This is a genomic window from Okeania sp. SIO2B3 (genome assembly GCF_010672525.1).
Taxonomy (GTDB): Bacteria; Cyanobacteriota; Cyanobacteriia; order Cyanobacteriales; family Microcoleaceae; genus Okeania.
Window position 1 is genome coordinate 17325 of the sequence record NZ_JAAHGH010000011.1, and the last position, 19586, is coordinate 36910.

The window sequence follows — 19586 nt, forward strand, 5'->3', positions numbered from 1 at the left end:
TGGACTTTCGGAAAAAAACTAATTAAAATAGGTATAGATATGATCAAAATTAGACTCAAAAGACGAACAAATTAACCCAAATGATAGAGACAAAAACAGTTAAAGTCGCTAATTATCAAACCCTTGAACTCATCCACCAAAGCGAACGTACCCTAGTCTATCGCGGTATGAATTTGGAGAACGGGCAACCCGTAGTGATAAAATTGATGGGTAACGAATATCCTTCCTTTAACGAATTAGTTCAGTTTAGAAATCAATACGCCATTGCCAAAAATCTAGACATTCCCAGTATTGTCAAGCCATACTCGCTGTTGCGTTACAACAATGGCTACGCTCTCATCATGGAAGACATAGGAGCCATCTCCCTAGCAGAATATCAGCGTCAATTCTCTGTATCCGTTGAACAATTTTGGGCAATTGCTCTATCTATAGCAGAAATTCTGCACCATCTCCATCAAAATTACATTATTCATAAAGATATCAAACCAGCAAATATATTAATTCATCCAGAAACAAAACAAGTAAAATTAATCGATTTTAGTATCTCATCATTACTGCCGAAAGAACGAACAAGTTTGCAAACCCCCAATGTCTTAGAAGGAACTCTAGCTTATCTTTCCCCAGAACAAACTGGAAGGATGAATAGAGGCATAGACTATCGCAGCGATTTTTATTCTCTAGGAGTAACATTTTACGAACTCTTAACAGGAAAACTCCCCTTTGAAAGTGAAGACCCTTTGGAACTGGTCCACGCACACATTGCCAAAACTCCTCCCACAATTCCTGAAACCCAAGTACCTATACCCTTAGCAAATATAGTGTTGAAATTGATGGCTAAAAATGCAGAACAACGCTATCAGAGCGCCCTGGGACTCAAGTACGACTTGGAAAAATGTCGGGTTGAATATCAACAAACCGGGAAAATAGAGCAGTTTGTATTGGGAGAAAGGGATTTATGCGATCGCTTCCTGATTCCAGAAAAACTCTATGGAAGGGAAAAAGAAGTCCAAACTCTTCTGGATGCTTTCGAGCTAGTGGCACAAGGACAAACAGAAATGATGCTGGTAGCGGGATATTCGGGTATAGGGAAAACCGCAGTTGTTAACGAGGTTCACAAACCAATCACCAGACAAAAAGGATACTTTATCACAGGAAAATTCGACCAATTCAATCGCAACATTCCCTTTTCTGCCTTCGTCATCGCCTTCCGAGATTTAATGGGGCAATTACTGGGAGAATCTGATATTGAATTGCAAAAGTGGAAAGGAAAAATCCTAGAAGCAGTGGGAGAAAATGGACAAGTTCTGATTGATGTCATTCCCGAACTCCAACACATCATTGGAAAACAGCCCCCTGTCCCCGAACTTTCTGGTAATGCAGCCCAAAACCGCTTTAACCTTTTGTTTGAGAAATTTATCGCCGTTTTCACAAGCATTGAGCATCCCTTAACACTGTTTCTTGATGACTTGCAATGGGCGGATTCAGCATCGCTAAACTTGCTAAAAGTTCTGATGGGAGGAACTCGGACAGGATATTTGCTGCTGCTGGGAGCATATAGAGATAACGAAGTATTCCCCGGACATCCATTGATGTTAAACTTGGCAGAATTAGAGAAACAAAACGCAACGATTTCGACCATTACTCTGGCTCCCTTGTCTGTTAATCATATCAATCAATTGGTGGCCGAAACTCTCAGTTGTTCGGTAGAATTAGCTACACCTTTAACGGATTTAGTCTATCAAAAGACGAAAGGGAATCCCTTCTTTACAACTCAATTCTTAAAAGGATTGCATGAGGATGAGTTAATTACTTTTAATCAAAATTTAGGATATTGGGAATGCGATTTAGTGAAGGTGCGAGAAGCAGCTCTCACCGATGATGTAGTGGAATTTATGGCGGGACGGTTGTATAAGTTACCCGATGCCACCCAAGAAGTGTTGAAATTAGCTGCTTGTATTGGTAATCAATTTGATTTAGAGACTTTAGCCATTATCTGTGAAACTCCTAGCGAAGAAGTAGCAGCTAATCTTTGGAACGCCCTGCAAAGTCGTCTGATTTTACCCCAGAGCGAAGCCTACAAGTTTTTCCAAGGGATGGAATATGAAGGTCAAATTCAGAGTGTTTCAGTGAGTTATCACTTTTTGCACGACCGCGTTCAACAGGCTGCCTATTCTTTAATTCAGAACGATAGCAAGCAAATGACCCATCTGAACATTGGGCGTTTGTTATTACAGACAATTTCTCCAGGGGAACAGGAACAAAATCTCTTCAAAATCGTCAATCAGTTGAATATGGGGATTTCCCTAATTGAGCAACCGAGGGAACAAGAAGAACTGGCACAATTGAATTTAGTGGCTGCACGGAAAGCCAAATCTTCTGCTGCCTACAATGCTGCTGCAAGCTACTTAAATATAGCAATTGAACTGCTGCATACTGAGATGATTTCTGCTGAACCATGGCAAACTCATTATGAATTGATGCTGCCATTGCATAATTTACTGGCTGAAGTCAGCTATCTCAACGGCGAGTATGAAGCATCACAGCAACAGACACAAACAGTTATTGATAATGCTAAAGATATCCTAGAACAGGTTAAAGCCTACGAAATCAGGATTTCACTGTCAGTAGCACAAGGTCAGTGTCTGATGGCTTTGGATGTGGGGTTAGAAATCTTGAGTTTGCTCAATGTTTCCCTCGACGATGCTCCCTTACCAGATATCGATATCGATCGCCTTTACATTTTACCTGCAATTACCAGTCCCCAAATCATTGCAGCTTTAAGTATTCTCAGTAAATTATGGGCACCTGCCTTTATTGCCAATCCCCAGTTGGTACCGTCGATCATTTTAACGATGCTTAACCTGTCTGTAAGATATGGTAACTCAGCAACAGCAGCATTTGCCTATGCACTTTACGGGATGCTGCTCTGTGCCAAAATGACGGATATTGAATTGGGCTACCGCTTTGGGCAACTGGCACTGCATACCCTCGAACGGTATGAAGATGCCGAGCTGACCTGCAAAGTCAATCAACTATTCCATGCCTTTATTCGCAACTGGAAAGAGCCAGCACGCGATCGCGTTTGGGATCTGGCTGATAACGTATTAACAGGCTTAGAAAATGGTGAAATTGAGTTTGCTTGTTATTCTGCGATTAACTATTGCGATAACCTTTGCTTAATAGGTGAATCCCTAACCGTTATTCATCAAAAACAAACCTACTACATTGAGCTGATCGAGAGTCTCAAGCAAGAATTTCAATACTTTGCTGCCGCAATCTGGGGACAGTTCGTGGAAAACTTAATGGGTATGGCTGTTGAGCCAACACAGCTTTTGGGACAAAGGTTTGACGAATCTGCACAAATTCCCAAACTTCAAGAGACCGGAGCAATTACTTCTTTGTTCTTTGTCTATACCACTAAAACTATTCTCAATTATTTGTTTAACGATTACGAACAAGCCCTGATTCATTCCCAGTCGGCGATTAATTACGAAAAAGGTGGAGAGGGAATGTTACCTATTACTCAGATTCCCCTGTATCGGGCATTAGTATTATTAGCTCTTTACCCCACTGCTGACCCTCAAAGGCAGACTCAAATCTTAGATGAGGTGGAAACTCATCAACAACGTCTAGAATTATGGGCAAATCACGCCCCGGAAAATTTTCAGCATAAACTAGATTTGGTAGCTGCGGAAAAGGCCAGAGTTCTGAGTCATCGAGAGGAAGCAATAGAGTTATACGATCGCGCCATTGCGGGAGCCAAAGAAAACGAATATATTCAAGAAGAAGCCATCGCCAACGAACTTGCAGCTAAATTTTATCTCGACTGGGGTAAAGAAAAATATGCAGCCCTTCATATGCAAGAAGCCTATTATTGTTACGCTCAGTGGGGAGCTAAAGCCAAAACCCAGGACTTAGAACAACGCTATCGGCAACTGTTAACCCCCATTCTCCAGCGTTCCACCACAGAATTGACCGCCAAGAGTACCTTTACCAAAGGTAACACGAACACCACCAACATTACTGATGGAGTCGGAATCTTAGATTTCGCAACTTTAATGAAAGCCTCCCGCTCCTTATCGCGAGATATGGAAAGCGATGGCATCATTGCTAATTTAATGCAGATTATTTTAGAAAATGCGGGAGCTGAAACCGTAGCCTTGATGATATTTAACGATGATATATTAATCTTAGAAGCACAAATTATCAACGGAGAAATTGACCAAAAAGACTCCATCCCAGTAGAGGAAACGAACCAAGTTCCCTTAGAAATCGTTAATACAGTCAAACGCACCCAAATGCCTGTGATTTTAGACGATGCTCGCCAAGAAACACGATATCAAGGAGACCCTTATATTGAAGACCATCAAACTCGTTCTCTACTATGTTTGCCTTTGCAAGACCGGGGCCAACTCCGAGGCATCCTTTACCTCGAAAACAATCAATGTACTGGTGCTTTTACCGAAGAGCGAGTGGAAGTTCTCTGTTTACTTTGTGCCCAAGCAGCAATTACTCTAGAAAATGCTCGCCTCTACGAACAAGCGCGTCAAGCTCTAAAACTGGAACGGGAACTCCACGAACTGCAACGCACCCAAATCCAATTGATTCAAAGTGAAAAAATGTTTAGTTTGGGTCAAATGGTAGCAGGAATTGCCCACGAAATTAACAATCCTGTTAGTTTTATTCATGGCAATATTACCCATGCCAACACATATATGGAAGAAGTGCTGGAATTACTCGCTCTTTATCAAAGCCACTATCCTCAGCCGCACCAGGAAATTGAAGAGGCAATGGAGGAGATGGATTTAGAATTTCTGCGTTCTGACTTTGAAAAACTGTTAAAGTCTATGGGAAATGGGAGCGAGCGCATCAAAAATATTGTGACATCCCTACGAACTTTTGCTCGTCTGGATGAGTCAAAATTCAAGCGTGTAGATTTACATAAAGGGATTGAAAGTACTTTAACGATTTTACAAAATAGGTTGCAAAAACAGGAAAAACGAGCAGAAATTCAAGTAGTTAAAAACTATGGAGAATTACCTTTAGTGGAATGTTATGCCGGACAATTAAACCAAGTGTTTCTGAATATACTGAATAATGCCATTGATGCTTTGGAAGAATGTGAGGCTCAAGATTATCTAACTATTCGCATTGGCACGGAAGCGGATGGAAAACAAGTGAAAATTACGATAGCTGACAATGGAGTGGGAATGAGTGAACAAACGCAAAAGCAACTTTTCGATCCTTTTTTTACCACAAAAGAAGTAGGCAAAGGGACGGGATTGGGGTTAGCGATCGCCCATCAAATTGTCACAGAAAAACATGGTGGTATGATTAGCTGTAATTCAAAAGTTGGGCAAGGTACAATTTTTACAATTATGATTCCTAGATAAAATCTGGTTTTCCTGGAAACTGACTATAACTATCTTTACTTTTGGGGAGCGATCGCAATTCATTGATTTTGGGGAGATATCTGAGTATTTTCGGAGATGTCTAATAGCTGGACTTTCGGAAAAAAACTAATTAAAATAGGTATAGATATGATCAAAATTAGACTCAAAAGACGAACAAATTAACCCAAATGATAGAGACAAAAACAGTTAAAGTCGCTAATTATCAAACCCTTGAACTCATCCACCAAAGCGAACGTACCCTAGTCTATCGCGGTATGAATTTGGAGAACGGGCAACCCGTAGTGATAAAATTGATGGGTAACGAATATCCTTCCTTTAACGAATTAGTTCAGTTTAGAAATCAATACGCCATTGCCAAAAATCTAGACATTCCCAGTATTGTCAAGCCATACTCGCTGTTGCGTTACAACAATGGCTACGCTCTCATCATGGAAGACATAGGAGCCATCTCCCTAGCAGAATATCAGCGTCAATTCTCTGTATCCGTTGAACAATTTTGGGCAATTGCTCTATCTATAGCAGAAATTCTGCACCATCTCCATCAAAATTACATTATTCATAAAGATATCAAACCAGCAAATATATTAATTCATCCAGAAACAAAACAAGTAAAATTAATCGATTTTAGTATCTCATCGTTACTGCCCAAAGAACGAACAAGTTTGCAAACTCCTAATGTCTTAGAAGGAACTCTAGCTTATATTTCCCCAGAACAAACTGGAAGGATGAATAGAGGGATAGACTATCGCAGCGATTTTTACTCTCTAGGAGTAACCTTTTATGAACTGTTGACAGGAAAACTCCCCTTTGAAAGTGAAGACCCACTGGAACTGGTTCACGCACACATTGTCAAAACCCCTCCTCTGATTTGTGATGTCCAAGTCCCGAAACTCTTAGCCGATATTGTTATGAAATTGATGGCCAAAAATGCTGAACAACGCTATCAGAGCGCCCTTGGACTCAAGCACGACTTGGAAAAATGTTGGGTTGAATATGAAGAAACGGGAAAAATTGAGCCGTTTGTATTGGGAGAAAGGGATTTATGCGATCGCTTCCTGATTCCAGAAAAACTCTATGGCAGGGAAAAAGAAGTACAAACTTTGCTTGATGCCTTTGAAAGAGTAGCAGCAGGACAAACAGAAATGATGCTAGTAGCCGGATTTTCTGGTATCGGAAAAACGGCAGTTGTTAACGAGGTTCACAAACCCATTACCAGACAAAAAGGGTACTTTATCAAAGGCAAATTCGACCAGCTCAATCGCAACATACCCTTCTCTGCCTTTGTCCAAGCCTTTCGAGACTTGATGGGGCAATTACTGGGAGAGTCCGATGCCCAATTGCAAGAGTGGAAAGCAAAAATTCTAGAAGCATTAGGAGAAAATGGACAAATTCTCATTGAAGTCATTCCTGAACTCCAAAGCATCATCGGACAGCAGCCCCCTGTCTCCGAACTATCTGGCAGTGCTGCCCAGAACCGCTTTAACCTTCTGTTTGAGAAGTTTATTGTCGTCTTCACAACAATTGAGCATCCTTTAACCCTCTTTCTCGATGACTTGCAATGGGCAGATTCAGCATCGTTAAACTTGCTGAAAGTGCTGATGGGGGAGAATCAAACGGGATATTTGCTGCTGTTAGGAGCCTATAGAGATAACGAAGTCTTCCCCGCTCATCCCTCGATACCATCAAACTTTATGAAGTAAAAATTCAGGCATTAGAAGCTCAAACTCGCTTTCAGGAAGCCCTTGATACTGCCATGATTATTTTGGAAAAACTGGGAATTCGTCAGTTTCCTAAAGAGCCAGATGACTCAGATATCGAGCTTTGGTTGAATGATGTCAAAGCAAATTTAGGCGATCGCCATCCAACTAGTTTAGTAGAACTACCTGCAATGAGCGAGCCGAATATGCTGGCAGCCATGAGACTTATGTTCTACGTGGTTCCTACTGCTTACAAATACAAACCAGCGTTGATGGTATTAATTGGGTTTGCAGAAGTCAATTTATCTCTCCAGTATGGCAACTCGCCTGTTTCTACTTATGCTTATTCTCTTCAAGGGCTTGTTTTATGCAACACTTTCGGTGAAATCGAAAAAGGATATCAATTTGGTCAATTGGCACTTCAACTTGACCAACAAAGTAATCCAATTGCTTACGGTCGAGCATTTTACGTAGTGTATAGTATGATTAACTATTACAAAGAGCCTTTAGAAAATAGCCTTAAAGCTCTAAAAAAAGCCTACACAATCTGCCTAGAAGCGGGAGATCTTGAATTTGCTGGGTACGCCCTTGCATTTTACTCATTTTATAGTTATCTCAGCGGTACGGAATTATCTGGACTGGCACAAGAAATGTCTGCCAATAGCAAAGCCTTAGAACGAATAAAAAGGGAGACTCCTAAAAACTGGATCGATATATATCATCAGATAGTTGATAATTTGTTGGCTCGCTCTCAAAATCCTTGTGCGATAGTCGGTGCAGCTTATGATGAAGAAAAAATGCTGCCGCTTCACAAGCAAGCCAACGATTTAACAACACAGGGGTACTTTTACATTCCTCGAGTATTTCTTTGCTATTTATTTCAAGATTGGCAGGGGGCATCTGAGAGTTTGGAAAATGCAGAGAACTGCTTGGGAGGTGCTGCTGGAACGCCATTGGTGACCCTTTTTTATTTGTACCAATCTCTGGTGTTGTTAGCTGAATTTGCCTTGCAATCGGAAAGCGAATGTCAAGAGAGACTCGAAAAAATTATAGCCAATCAGAAGATATTGAAAAATGCTGCAATTCATGCCCCAACCAATTATTTGCACAAATTGCATTTGGTTGAGGCAGAAATATATCGGGTGTTAGGCGATAAAATGGAAGCAATAGAAATGTACGATCGCGCTATTGTCGGAGCAAAAGAAAACGAATACATCCAAGAAGAAGCCCTCGCCAACGAACTCGCAGCTAAATTTTATCTTAACTGGGGTAAAGAAAAAATAGCGTGTACCTATATGCAAGAAGCCTATTCTTGTTACGCTCAGTGGGGAGCAAAAGCGAAAACCGACGACCTCGAAAAACGCTATCCACAACTGCTATCTCCCATCCTCCAACGACAACAATTGAGAGGCACTGCTAAAAGCAAGATAACTACTCTCACCAAAAGAACGGTTTCCAGCACCAGTAGCTCCAGCGGAGAATTATTAAATTTAGCCTCCCTCATGAAAGCATCCCGCAGCCTTTCCCAAGAAATCGACCTTGATCGCAGCATTGCCAACTTCATAAAAATCATTGCAGAAAACGCCGGAGCCGAAGCCCTTGCACTCATGCTCTTTCAAGAAGATACTCTCATGCTTACAGCCTACGGGGCGGGAGAGCAAATGTCTGTAATGAGCATTCCGGTTGAGAAAACTAACAGTGTGCCTTTAACCCTCATCAATCAAGTAAAAAACACTCGCCAGCACCTTGTCTTAGATGATGCCAAACAAGCCAATGAGTATGCCAGAGATGCCTACATCCAAAAACATCAACCCCAGTCCATCCTATGTATGCCTTTAATTGACCGAGGTCAACTCATCGGCATTCTCTACTTAGAAAACAATCAAACCAGTGGTGCCTTCAGCAGCGACCGCATTGAAATTTTGAATTTGCTCTGTTCCCAAGCTGCCATAGCGCTGCAAAATGCCCAATTATATGACAAAGAACAACTTGCACGGAACGATTTACAACAAGCCTTAACAGATTTACAACAGGCACAATTGCAATTAGTTCAAAGTGAGAAAATGGCAACATTGGGCAATCTGGTCGCCGGAGTCGCCCACGAAATTAATAATCCTGTTGGCTTTATCGGTGGCAATGTGGATGCAGCCCAAGAACATTTGCAAGATTTGCTATCAATCCTTGCTCTCTATGAAGAAAACACATCTCCTCCCAAAGAAATTGCCGAAGAAATTGAAGACCTGGAACCAGATTTTATTGCTGAAGATTTCCCGAAACTGATAGCATCAATGGAAGAGGGATGCAATATCATTCGTAATATCAGTACATCTCTGCGGACATTTTCCCGCACCGATACCGCCAGCAAAACCGAGTTTAATCTGCACGATGGGATAGATAGCACCTTATTAATCTTAAAATACCGCCTGAAAGCGAACGAGCAAAGACCTGCCATTGAAATTGTGAAAAAATATGCTGATATTCCCGTAGTCAAATGCTATCCAGGGCAACTCAATCAAGTGTTTATGAATTTATTGGCGAATGCAATCGATGCTTTAGATGAAAGCAATCAAGGAAAAACATTTGCCGAGATAGAAAAACAACCAAATCAGATTACCATTGAAACGGAATTAAGCGGAGATAATAAGCAGATTATCGTCCGAATTGCTGATAATGGAACTGGGATGCCAGAAGAGGTGAAAGCCAAACTATTCGAGCAAGGATTTACCACCAAAGGAGTGGGTAAAGGAACTGGCTTGGGGATGGCGATCGCCCATCAAATTGTCACAGAAAAACATGGTGGTCAGATTAGCTGTAATTCAAAAGTTGGGGAAGGTACAATTTTTACGATCGTGATTCCTAGATAAAATATCGTGATTCCTAGATAAAATATGACCTTCTTTATGGAAGTAAATATATTTATAGTTTTAGGGAATAGAGAGTAGGGGAAGTTTTAAGGAATAGGGAGTAGGGAAGATGGAGAGATAAGTATAGAGAATAAGGAACAGTTCAACAATTAATAATTAATAATTAATTACCTCTCCTTTAAAAGAAGAGGATTGACTCAAATGTGGCGGGCAAAATACCTACACCACACAAGTTTTATTATTAGTGTTTATAGCGCTACGCGCAATTCAAAAGTCAAAAGTCATATCTGACTGAGTTTGACAATTTATAAATGTCCTAACCTAAATCCGTATTGCTATATACCTCATATACCTACAATCAATTCAAGGAATAATGATCACTATGAATGAACTAAAAATTACACTTCTAGGTCCTAGCGCTGTTGGTAAAACTAGCCTATTAACTTCTATGTACGAACAGTTTAAAAGAATAAGTTTTCAGGCTAACCTCCAACTAATTCCAGAGGCAGAAAGTCATGCTATTCTCAAAAAACGCCTCAAAGAATTAAAAAGTCTCACAGAAACTTTTAAAGTGCAACCAGGAGCAGGTATTCCCGGTTCTTCAGAAGTTCGCTCTTTTATTTTTGACTTAGCTGAACAGGATAAAAAGCCATTTTTAAGACTTAATTTTTATGACTATCCAGGAGGTTATATTTCTGATAAAGCTAGTCCTAACGAGAGAAAATTTGTCAGAGAATTGATGAATGATGCTGCTGCAGTTGTCATTGCTATTGATACGCCAGCATTGATGATGTCTAAGGGCAAGTTTAATGAATATGTAAATAAACCAAAGCAAATTACGGCAATGTTTAAAGAAGCTTATCAGGATATTCGAGAACCCCGGTTAGTAATATTTGCTCCAGTAAAATGTGAGATGGAAATGATTAAAGGAGAGAGAGCAGCCAAACAATTATTAGAAAGAATCAAAAAGGAATATGCCGACTTACTTAATTTCTTATCTTCTCCACCATTAAATTCTCAAGTTGCTATTGCCATTACTCCAGTACAAACTTTGGGTTGTGTAATTTGTACAACCATTGAAGAGCCAAGAAATAATTATTTACCTACTTTTGGATTTAGAAAAATTAGTCGCGATGCTGAATATAATCCCGTGGATAATGACCAACCTTTACGTTACTTATTACGGTTTTTGTTGAAAATGCACCATGAAGGGCGTACCCCTAAATTTTTACAGGCTGTTGTTAGCTGGATTGGTTTAGATGCTCATATTAAAAATGCTTTGACTCAGTTTTCTAGGGGTTGTAAAAATACTGCGGGTTTTGTCGTACTTCAGGGCAGAGATTTATTATAATTTATAGTTGTTGATATTAGAGTGCTTTAAAAATTTAAGTTATTGATTTAGAAATTTCATCAAATCCTATTAATACCATCGTGTATTACTTTTACTAATGCACTCTACTATCTAATACCAATTTGATAAATGTTTGTGACAAATGGTAGAATTCAACAATTAATAATTAATTATTAATAATTAATTATTACCTCTCCTTGAAAAGAAGAGGATTGACTAATCATGAAAAATTTTTCTCTCTTGGTCGATTGGATATGGCTCCGAGACCCGCTCTTATCAGAGCCACTCCGCTTTATATGTTGCGGAGCAAAACGCCATCCCACCCTACGGGAAGCTGCGCTTTTTCCTGCGGAATGCGCTCGCATTCATGTCGGCGACAGCCGTTAACGTAGTTATGTGCTAGCAAAACGACCGCTTGTTTCTCCTTTAAAGGAGAGACTTTAAACCTTAATTATTCGGTAAATATTGAAAAAAAGGGAAAAATGATAGATATAACTATCTCAAATGAACTGGAGAAGCTATTTTTAAACATATCCGATCAAAATCAACTTTTTATAGCATTCTTTTTTGAAATTGGTATAAGGCTAAAATGGATTTATCGGCACTCCCAATATTTGATGAATGGCTGGAAAAAATCGATCTTAAAGGTTATCAAAAAAGTGACTAAAAGAAGAATATGAGTGATTTAGAAATAGAATTGGTTGTAGTAGTTGCTCGCTATCAAGGCAAATTTTATTACTTGAGAAGTGAAAGAGAATTATGGGTACTTGATATGAATAAGTGGCGTGATGAATTCATCAGTTATGGTCACAAAGTACCAGATTCTAAAGACTCAGATAGACTTGGGATTCATATAGTAAATGAAAAGACTGCTGGGAAATTTCTTGATTGTATGTCAGAGTTTAAAGTACATAAAGATGTATTAAGCATAGATCTAGCAAGACGTTACACATCAGTCATCTCCTGGTGGGATGTTCAAGATTTATTCCCGATTATGTTTGTAGATTTTGACAATTGCAAAGTAGGAGCATTTTATCCTGAACGTACTCCAATGGAGCATTATGTTCCTGATGGCTGGATAGGAAAATTCATTGACTTTGCAACTGAATATCCCGAAGAAATTTTTCCGACAGAAGAAAAGTTTTGGGTGAAAGGAGATTCAGACTTACTTAAGATCTTGATTAAGAAAAGTGCAAGTAATAAAGAAGTTTTGGGAAGTTGAAGATTGATAAAAATAAGCAAGTAAGCAGTTATTACTGTACTGTTTGAGGAAAATTTCATCTAACAAACATACGATAACCAGTCCTAAATACAAATATCTATTTTATTCATTGTTTTTATTGGTAAAATTCTGAAAATTTAAAAAGGAGATTTATATGGAAATATATATTGAAAGTAGAGGCTTTTCTCAAGATGATGATTACCGTTGGCTAAAGATTACTGAAGAAAGTCAAGCCAGAATAGATAAACAAGATTTACCTACTATTATTCAAGAAGCTACTCAATTAATTGATAGTGAATCTGCTTCAGTAGTTTTGAGCCGAAAAAATAATAGTTTACTGTGTTTATTAACAGGTATCGAACCTACAGAGCGAGTTGATTTTGCCGATCGCCAGATTCGGATTTCTATAGCTTGGGTAATCTCAGATTATCCAGATAATGAAAGAACTTTACGAATGTTGGCTGCTGCTGCTTTAAATAAAGAAGAAAGACAACATTTCACAGTAGAAATTAGTCAAGCTGTAAGTTTAGGAGGAGAGCTTGGTTTTCAAGTTGATTTTCACTATATACAAGAATTAACTAACACTGAGCAAGCTAAAATATTACTCCAAGATAAGTTGCCAAATACCACTAAGAAAATTGCCGAAACTTCAACCCAACGTCAACAAGAACTAGCTTTGGAATTGAAAGAATATCGCTTACCAACTCAACATAATTTAATTGTAGTTGTAACAGGAATAAAAAAAGAGCAAACTTTAATTGATGCTGATATTTGGCGTGGTTTATCTAGTTTAGTTTTATCTTCAGATTGGCAGATTGTTAATCGTACCTTGTCAGACAAAAATCTTGCCAATAAATTATCAAAATACTTCAATAACTTGATGATTATTATTGGAGTTATTAGTGCTGTCTCTTTATTAGCTAAGACTTTAAATTTTTTATGAACGAAGGCAGAAGGCAGAAGGCAGAAGGAACAATTGGATGGAGTTTTATACCAATTACCAAAAATCATGCTATACTTTCGATGCGACTTCAGTTATTAAGTAATAATAATGGTTCAGTAATTTTTGTAAATATTATCGGCATTAAACCAAGATATCTTTTGTCTTTTGTCTTTTAACCCTACTCCCTACTCCCTATGCATGGAGGAGATATCTAACTCTATCTAAAATGGAGCGAGATGACTCTCGGTATAATCTCTGATTTACCCGGATAGGGTTTGCTGAAAAAGTCTTTATAGTAGGGGTAGGAGACAGCTATACTGGAGACAGGAGACAAGAGAAATGGCTCGGGAGCGAGGAGGTAGTCGGAAAAATTGTCCCTCAATTTTTCTGTCATCATCGTCCCGAAATACTAGCATGCATGAGCTTTTTCCACCGAAAAGCTGACATTTTTTGAGACTAAAAAATGCTACAACCAATATCAGTCAATGCTTTGATATTTAATCAGCAAGCCCTAATTACTGAAGGATACCCCTGCTTCTGGAGACCCATTAATTGATATTGGAGTTGATAAATTCTTAGCAACAACTGAATTGTGAATTGATTGAACCTCCAAAATTTTTAACCAAACTACACAGTAAGCTGAAATTGCTACAACGTAGATTAAAGTTAAAAACATCCAGTTGAGGAAATCGACATAAACTTAACCAGAAAATAGCCAGACTTCATCAAAAAATCTCAGACACCCGAAAAGACTTTCACTTTAAACTAGCTCATCATTTATGCGACCAAGCAGGAATGATATTTGTGGAAGACCTAGACTTGAGAACCTGGGCTAAAGGAATGTTAAGTAAACATACTTTAGATGCTGGTTTTGGTCAGTTTTTCAGTATCTTGGCTTGGGTATGCAGGAAAAGAGGGGTTGATTTTGGCCAGGTTGACTACAGATATATAGCAATGTGCGCTGGCATATTTACACATTATTTTTTGTACACTTTTTCGCTTACTGCACTTTGGACTGGACATTGTAAATACCTGAGCGCTCATCGCTATACCAGTCAAATTTGTCCAAATTGTGGAGTGCATACAGGTAAAAAAGACCTGTCTAAGCGTACTCATAAATGTCGTGAATGCCAATACGAAATCAACCGTGATGTAGCAGCAGCAAAAATTATTTGCCATCGAGGTGTCACTGCGGCCTTTGCAGATCGTGGTTCAACAAATTGACTGTCTAGGCGTACTGTCGGGGACTGGCAACAGTCTAGATAAGTGCCATTCAAGCAGTAAACCTAAATCGTGAGGTTTAGGATTCCCTCGTTATCATCTCTGATTTAACGAGGGAGGATGTCAACTAAAATATCCAACATTTCCCGTTCAAAGGCCACACTAGCGCGATTAGTTTTACCCCCAATATAAACCCGCTCGCTTTCTTGCCAAGCCCAAATTTGCGAGTGAGAAACATAACTCATCAACACACTCAACATCAATAAACCAAAACCTAAATAAACAATAGGAATTCCAGGGTCAGCCTTTATTTGTAAACCCGTACTACCTATAATCTTGTCAACAAATAGCGTTATCCCATTAACTTCTGTAGACATTCCTTCCCGCACACTAGCAACTAATTTACCAGTAGCATCATAAATTAATACAGTTCCTTGTAAATCTCTTGCCAGTAAAGATAAACCCTCACTCAAATCTGGTTTAGTCGGAATCCAAGTTCCCCAAATTCTGCCCCCGACCGCTGTATTTAACTTGGCCATTGGTAACTCAAAAACAGGACTTCTATTAACCCTGACTCTAACTGCAGCGATCGCCCAATCTGCCTGATACATTGTCACCCCATGATATCTCATAGGTTGATTTACAAATATAGTTTTCCGATCGACTTCGGAGCCATTTTTATCTAATACTGATAGGTCTGAATAAAACTGGTCAATTGCTCCTTCTGGAGTATAGTCAATCCAGAAACGATTTACCCGGACTAACCAATCTTGAGGAATTTGTGATTCGGCAAAAATTCCGGCATCCACAATATTTTTAATTTGAAAAGTTTCTCCACTCGGTACTATTTCTTGACCGATAAATCCGGTCATTGAACCAACTATTGACCCTGCTAAAATAATCAACATACTAGCGTGAACTATTATGGGGCCAATTTTACCAATAATTCCTTTGCGCCCATAAAGTTTATCTCCTTCTTGAAATACCTGATAACCACGTTGCTGTAATATTTTTCCTAGGGAATCTAGGGAAGCTGTTTCTATTTCTGTACTTAATGCTAAGTTCTCAAATTGTTGTTTCTTATTATAGAATTTCCAGCGATTAGCAGACTTTAGAGCTGGCATTTGTCGCGTAAAAGTACAGGCTGTTAAACTTGCTCCAAACAAAATTAATATTGATAAAAACCACCAAGTACGGTAGACATGGTCTAACTCTAATAACAAAATTACTTTCCAAGTCAAAAATCCAAATAATGCTGGTTTTTCTGGATAATTTTCCTGATAAAAATCTATTGATTCACCTTGTTCTATAACTGTGCCAGAAATGCTACTTATAGCAATTATTAATAATAGAGCGATCGCTAACCTTAAATCAGCCAATAATGGCAATATTTCTCTTCTAAATATTTTGAGAGGATTAAACGTCCAGCCTAATCCTGAATCTTTAGCATCCATTAATTTAATTCCTATCAGATTTTATATTTTTTCATCGTAGTGTACCAATAGTAATATTCCCTCGAAAAAGTCAAGTACAGTAATCCTAAATCATTCATCATAACAGCACTTTGAGATTTTTCATACCGAAAATGGCTTTAAATCCAGTATTAGCAAGGCAAATACCTGAAAAGGTTGACTACTCCCCGCAGCTTTTGCCGAGGGGATTCTAAGCAGATACTACGCAACAGGATAAATCCGTGTTGCTCCGTCTATTCTTAGCTGACCAAAGATAAACTCTCTGGGGACAAGTCAAAGTGCCCCTACACAGTCGGCTTAAGTTTAACCTTAGCTTTCTGCTTACTTTTGTGATTATATTTGCAGCCCCATTACAGTCTGCATTAATTAACCAATTATTACTACTTTTATACAAACCACGCTTTATTCTTTTTCCTGACGGTTTCCAATCATTGGGTTTCTCACCATAAATAGGCAGATCGTCACCATCTAAAAATGAAGCGACACTTGTATAACTCTCTTCTGTTTCTATAAATATTATTCCATATTCATAGCATAATTGAGCTATTCTTTCTTTGAGTCTAGCTGTAGGAATTGGTACAAACTCAGAATTACTTTTTTTTCCTAATTCTATTTGATTTTTCTGACCTTTATTCCAACCAAATACAATTGTACCAATAGAATTTTTTAAACAATGATTAATTACTATTCTGGCTGCTTTATTAATTCCGTCACGAATTTGGCGGTTGCGAATTTCAGTAATGGAAGCTAATTTATTTGACCAAAATCCAGTCGGTTGATTTTCTTTAATAGTTGATACTTGTTTGTTGTACCAACCCACCCCTTTAGTTCCCCTCCCGGGAGGGGATAGGGGTGGGTGTTTCCCATCTACAATTAAGCTTGTACCTACATTAGATACACAGGTCAACCAATTATTTACACCATGGTCTATTCCTAATACATTATCTTGATTTAATTGAGGTTTAACTACTTCTTCTTTTTCATAGATAAATTCCCAATAAAAGCATCTGTTCCTCGGTAATATTCTCAGTTCTTTAAGAGATAAAAATTCAAGATTACTTGGCATAGGAATATAAAAGCAATCTAGACCAAACCAGCGCTTACAGGTATTACCTAGTGGTACTCTAATTTGATTATCTTTAAGTTTTAATGCTTGTTTGGGATAGCTAACTGTAGCCATTCCCCCTTTTTTTCTATAGTTAGGAATCCTTGGTCTGTGTTCGATTTTACCTTCATTATAGGCTTTTATTAGACCATAATAAGAGCGAAATGATTCCGCTACAGTTCTCAATATTTGTTGTGCTGCTTGAGAATGTAAAACTTTATAGTGATTGTTCTTTTTGTATACCTTTTCTAAGTCATACTTGCCAATGCCTTTTTGAGACTTAAAATATAGTTGCCTGGCATAATATATTCCCATGTTAGTTAGCTTGTGAGACTGTTCGCACAAGAATTTTAAGATAGCAATTAATTCAGGATTTTTACCTACTAAAACTTGCTGACAAGAGTACATTTGAAACAGGCGGACCGAAAACTTATTGTTGATCATAGTAACAGAGGGCTACTTTAGTTGTCTAGTCTAAATAACTCCCTTGTTTTCATCCCCACGGTTCAAACACGGGGCCTTCAACGTGGCTTTTCGGTCAAATAAAATACATCGGATTAAAATCCGACTCCTCGCCTTTCATCCATCGCTTAAAAGACGATGGCTTTCATGCTCCCGTGTTATTTAGGTAAAAATGGTTGTTTGCGTAGCATGGCCTAGGAAAACCTAGATACATCTAAAAAGTAGTTGATTCAAGGCAAAAAAGTTATACCATTTCACGGAAGTCAAAAGTCAAAATTCAAAAGTTAAAAGTTAAGATTTAATAGACACAGGACTTACGCGAATTTACTTTTAAACCACCATCTGTAGGGGTAAATACCATTCACCCTCGCTATATATAGAGTCTATGCGTAAGTCCTAAGACAGAAAACTTTGAAGTTTCAATACTGTTAACGGATTATTTGACATTATAACTTTGAAACTATTTGTGACATCCTTAAAGTGAAATGGTATTACCATTACTGTTTGAAGAAGGCAGAAGGGAAAATTGCTTATGGATAGTCTTCGACAGGCCACTCCGTGTCTACAAACCCCAAGCGATTTTAATCACTCCCATTGTACGGTGGGGTATTAAACCCGCATTCATAAAAGATAAACTTTTGAGCATATTTTCAACCTATTTTGACTAAAGTATCAATAATTTGACTATTTTTTGTTTACCACCTCAACCATAAATCATACCAAGTCTCAAAAAATTTTCTATGTTTTATTGAATAAGGGAGTAGGGGAGTGGGTAGGGAAATTGCATGGAACGTCCGTACTGGGAGTAGTAAACATAAGAATAATATACATTTAATAGCTAATAATCGCTAAAAACGTTATTAAATACTACTAATTACTTAATTATTGAAGTCTTATGGAAATATAGTATTTTTTTTATAAATGGTATTACTACTATCTATCAAACTACCTTGTTTTTAAGTAATTGGTACTATTCTAAATAACAGAGAAAATACACCAAAACCAACTAATAAAATACCACTAGCAGGTGTAATCCAACTAGACCATTTTCGTAGTTCTAAAAAGTTTTTAATATTAGCTATAAAAGCACCTGCTAATATCAAAGGCGTTACATAACCCAAGGCATAAAATAGCAATAAAATTCCTCCTAAAACCAAGTCTCCAGTCGTAGAAACCCAAGCTAATAATGTTGCTAATACAGGAGTGCTACAGGGAGATGCAACTAAACCAAATGTTAAACCTAATAAATATGAACGTATTCCTTTAGGTAAATCTTGAGAAATCCATTCCATACTGTCAAAAGAAGGCATAGGTAATGGCAATGCTTCTAGTAAATTAAGACCCATCAAAATAGCAACTATACTAACAATAATTGGCAATCCTATACCTACTTGACCATATACTTTTCCCAGCAATGATGCTACAATCCCTAAACCAGCAAGAGTTGTGGCTAATCCTAAAGAAAACCAAGTAGATTGAGCAACAGCTTGAATACGGTTCTGGGCTTCATATCCGCCAATATAACCAATAGTTATTGGTAACATCGAAAGCATACAGGGTGTCAAACTGGTAAGTAAACCAGCTACAAATATAATTATCAAACTGACCCAACTTAGATGTATGAGTTGAGTCTTCACTATGGTATTTGCATATTGAGTAGTTTCGTAAAGTAAAGTCAGAAAGGTTTCCATAGTTATGATTAATTACTCTATTTATCTAAGTAGAACTAAAATATTTGCTTCAGTAGCAGAAGTTATAGCAAGGTCGGATATGAAGATTCCGTTATTAGACACCCAAAACTTCTTGCCTTTTTGCTATGAAGGCTGGAATACTGG

9 protein-coding genes and 3 pseudogenes are annotated in these 19586 nt (G+C 38.3%); 9 read left to right on the top strand and 3 right to left on the bottom strand.

Annotated elements, in window-relative coordinates:
- The first annotated feature begins 80 nt into the window (after positions 1–80).
- The 9 genes and pseudogenes from F6K15_RS12475 to F6K15_RS39075 form a co-directional block, all read left to right on the top strand.
- Positions 81–5393: an ATP-binding sensor histidine kinase gene (locus tag F6K15_RS12475; RefSeq protein WP_293061209.1), complete on the top strand. Its 5313-nt coding sequence runs from the start codon at positions 81–83 to the stop codon at positions 5391–5393.
- 188 nt (positions 5394–5581) lie between these two features.
- A pseudogene (locus tag F6K15_RS38320) lies at positions 5582–7087 on the top strand (AAA family ATPase); the annotation flags it as partial.
- Between the two features lie 80 nt (positions 7088–7167).
- Complete coding sequence (locus F6K15_RS38325; protein ID WP_363267835.1) at positions 7168–9975, top strand: ATP-binding protein; 2808 nt, start codon at positions 7168–7170, stop codon at positions 9973–9975.
- Positions 9976–10357: 382 nt separating this feature from the next.
- On the top strand, positions 10358–11326 hold the full coding sequence (locus F6K15_RS12485) for a hypothetical protein (protein ID WP_293061210.1): 969 nt from the start codon (positions 10358–10360) through the stop codon (positions 11324–11326).
- A gap of 676 nt (positions 11327–12002) precedes the next feature.
- The gene (locus F6K15_RS12490) at positions 12003–12548 is read left to right on the top strand and encodes a hypothetical protein (RefSeq protein WP_293061212.1); all 546 of its coding nucleotides are present in this window, start codon (positions 12003–12005) and stop codon (positions 12546–12548) included.
- 154 nt (positions 12549–12702) lie between these two features.
- A complete protein-coding gene (locus F6K15_RS12495) occupies positions 12703–13491 on the top strand; it encodes a hypothetical protein (RefSeq protein ID WP_293061214.1) in 789 nt (262 codons plus the stop codon).
- Positions 13488–13667, top strand: a complete 180-nt coding sequence (locus tag F6K15_RS12500) for a hypothetical protein (RefSeq protein WP_293061216.1) — start codon at positions 13488–13490, stop codon at positions 13665–13667. Before F6K15_RS12495 ends, F6K15_RS12500 begins: the two co-directional genes overlap by 4 nt.
- A 348-nt stretch (positions 13668–14015) precedes the next feature.
- A pseudogene (locus tag F6K15_RS39070) lies at positions 14016–14430 on the top strand (RNA-guided endonuclease InsQ/TnpB family protein); the annotation flags it as partial.
- 159 nt (positions 14431–14589) lie between these two features.
- Positions 14590–14715: pseudogene (locus tag F6K15_RS39075) on the top strand (RNA-guided endonuclease TnpB family protein); the annotation flags it as partial.
- A gap of 104 nt (positions 14716–14819) precedes the next feature.
- Here F6K15_RS39075 and F6K15_RS12510 read toward each other — a convergent pair.
- The 3 genes from F6K15_RS12510 to F6K15_RS12520 form a co-directional block, all read right to left on the bottom strand.
- Positions 14820–16166, bottom strand: a complete 1347-nt coding sequence (locus F6K15_RS12510) for a cytochrome c biogenesis protein (protein WP_293061218.1) — start codon at positions 16164–16166, stop codon at positions 14820–14822.
- A 208-nt stretch (positions 16167–16374) separates the two neighbouring features.
- Positions 16375–17697, bottom strand: a complete 1323-nt coding sequence (locus F6K15_RS12515) for a transposase (protein ID WP_293061220.1) — start codon at positions 17695–17697, stop codon at positions 16375–16377.
- 1010 nt (positions 17698–18707) lie between these two features.
- A complete protein-coding gene (locus F6K15_RS12520; RefSeq protein WP_293061222.1) occupies positions 18708–19442 on the bottom strand; it encodes a cytochrome c biogenesis protein CcdA in 735 nt (244 codons plus the stop codon).
- Positions 19443–19586 lie beyond the last annotated feature (144 nt).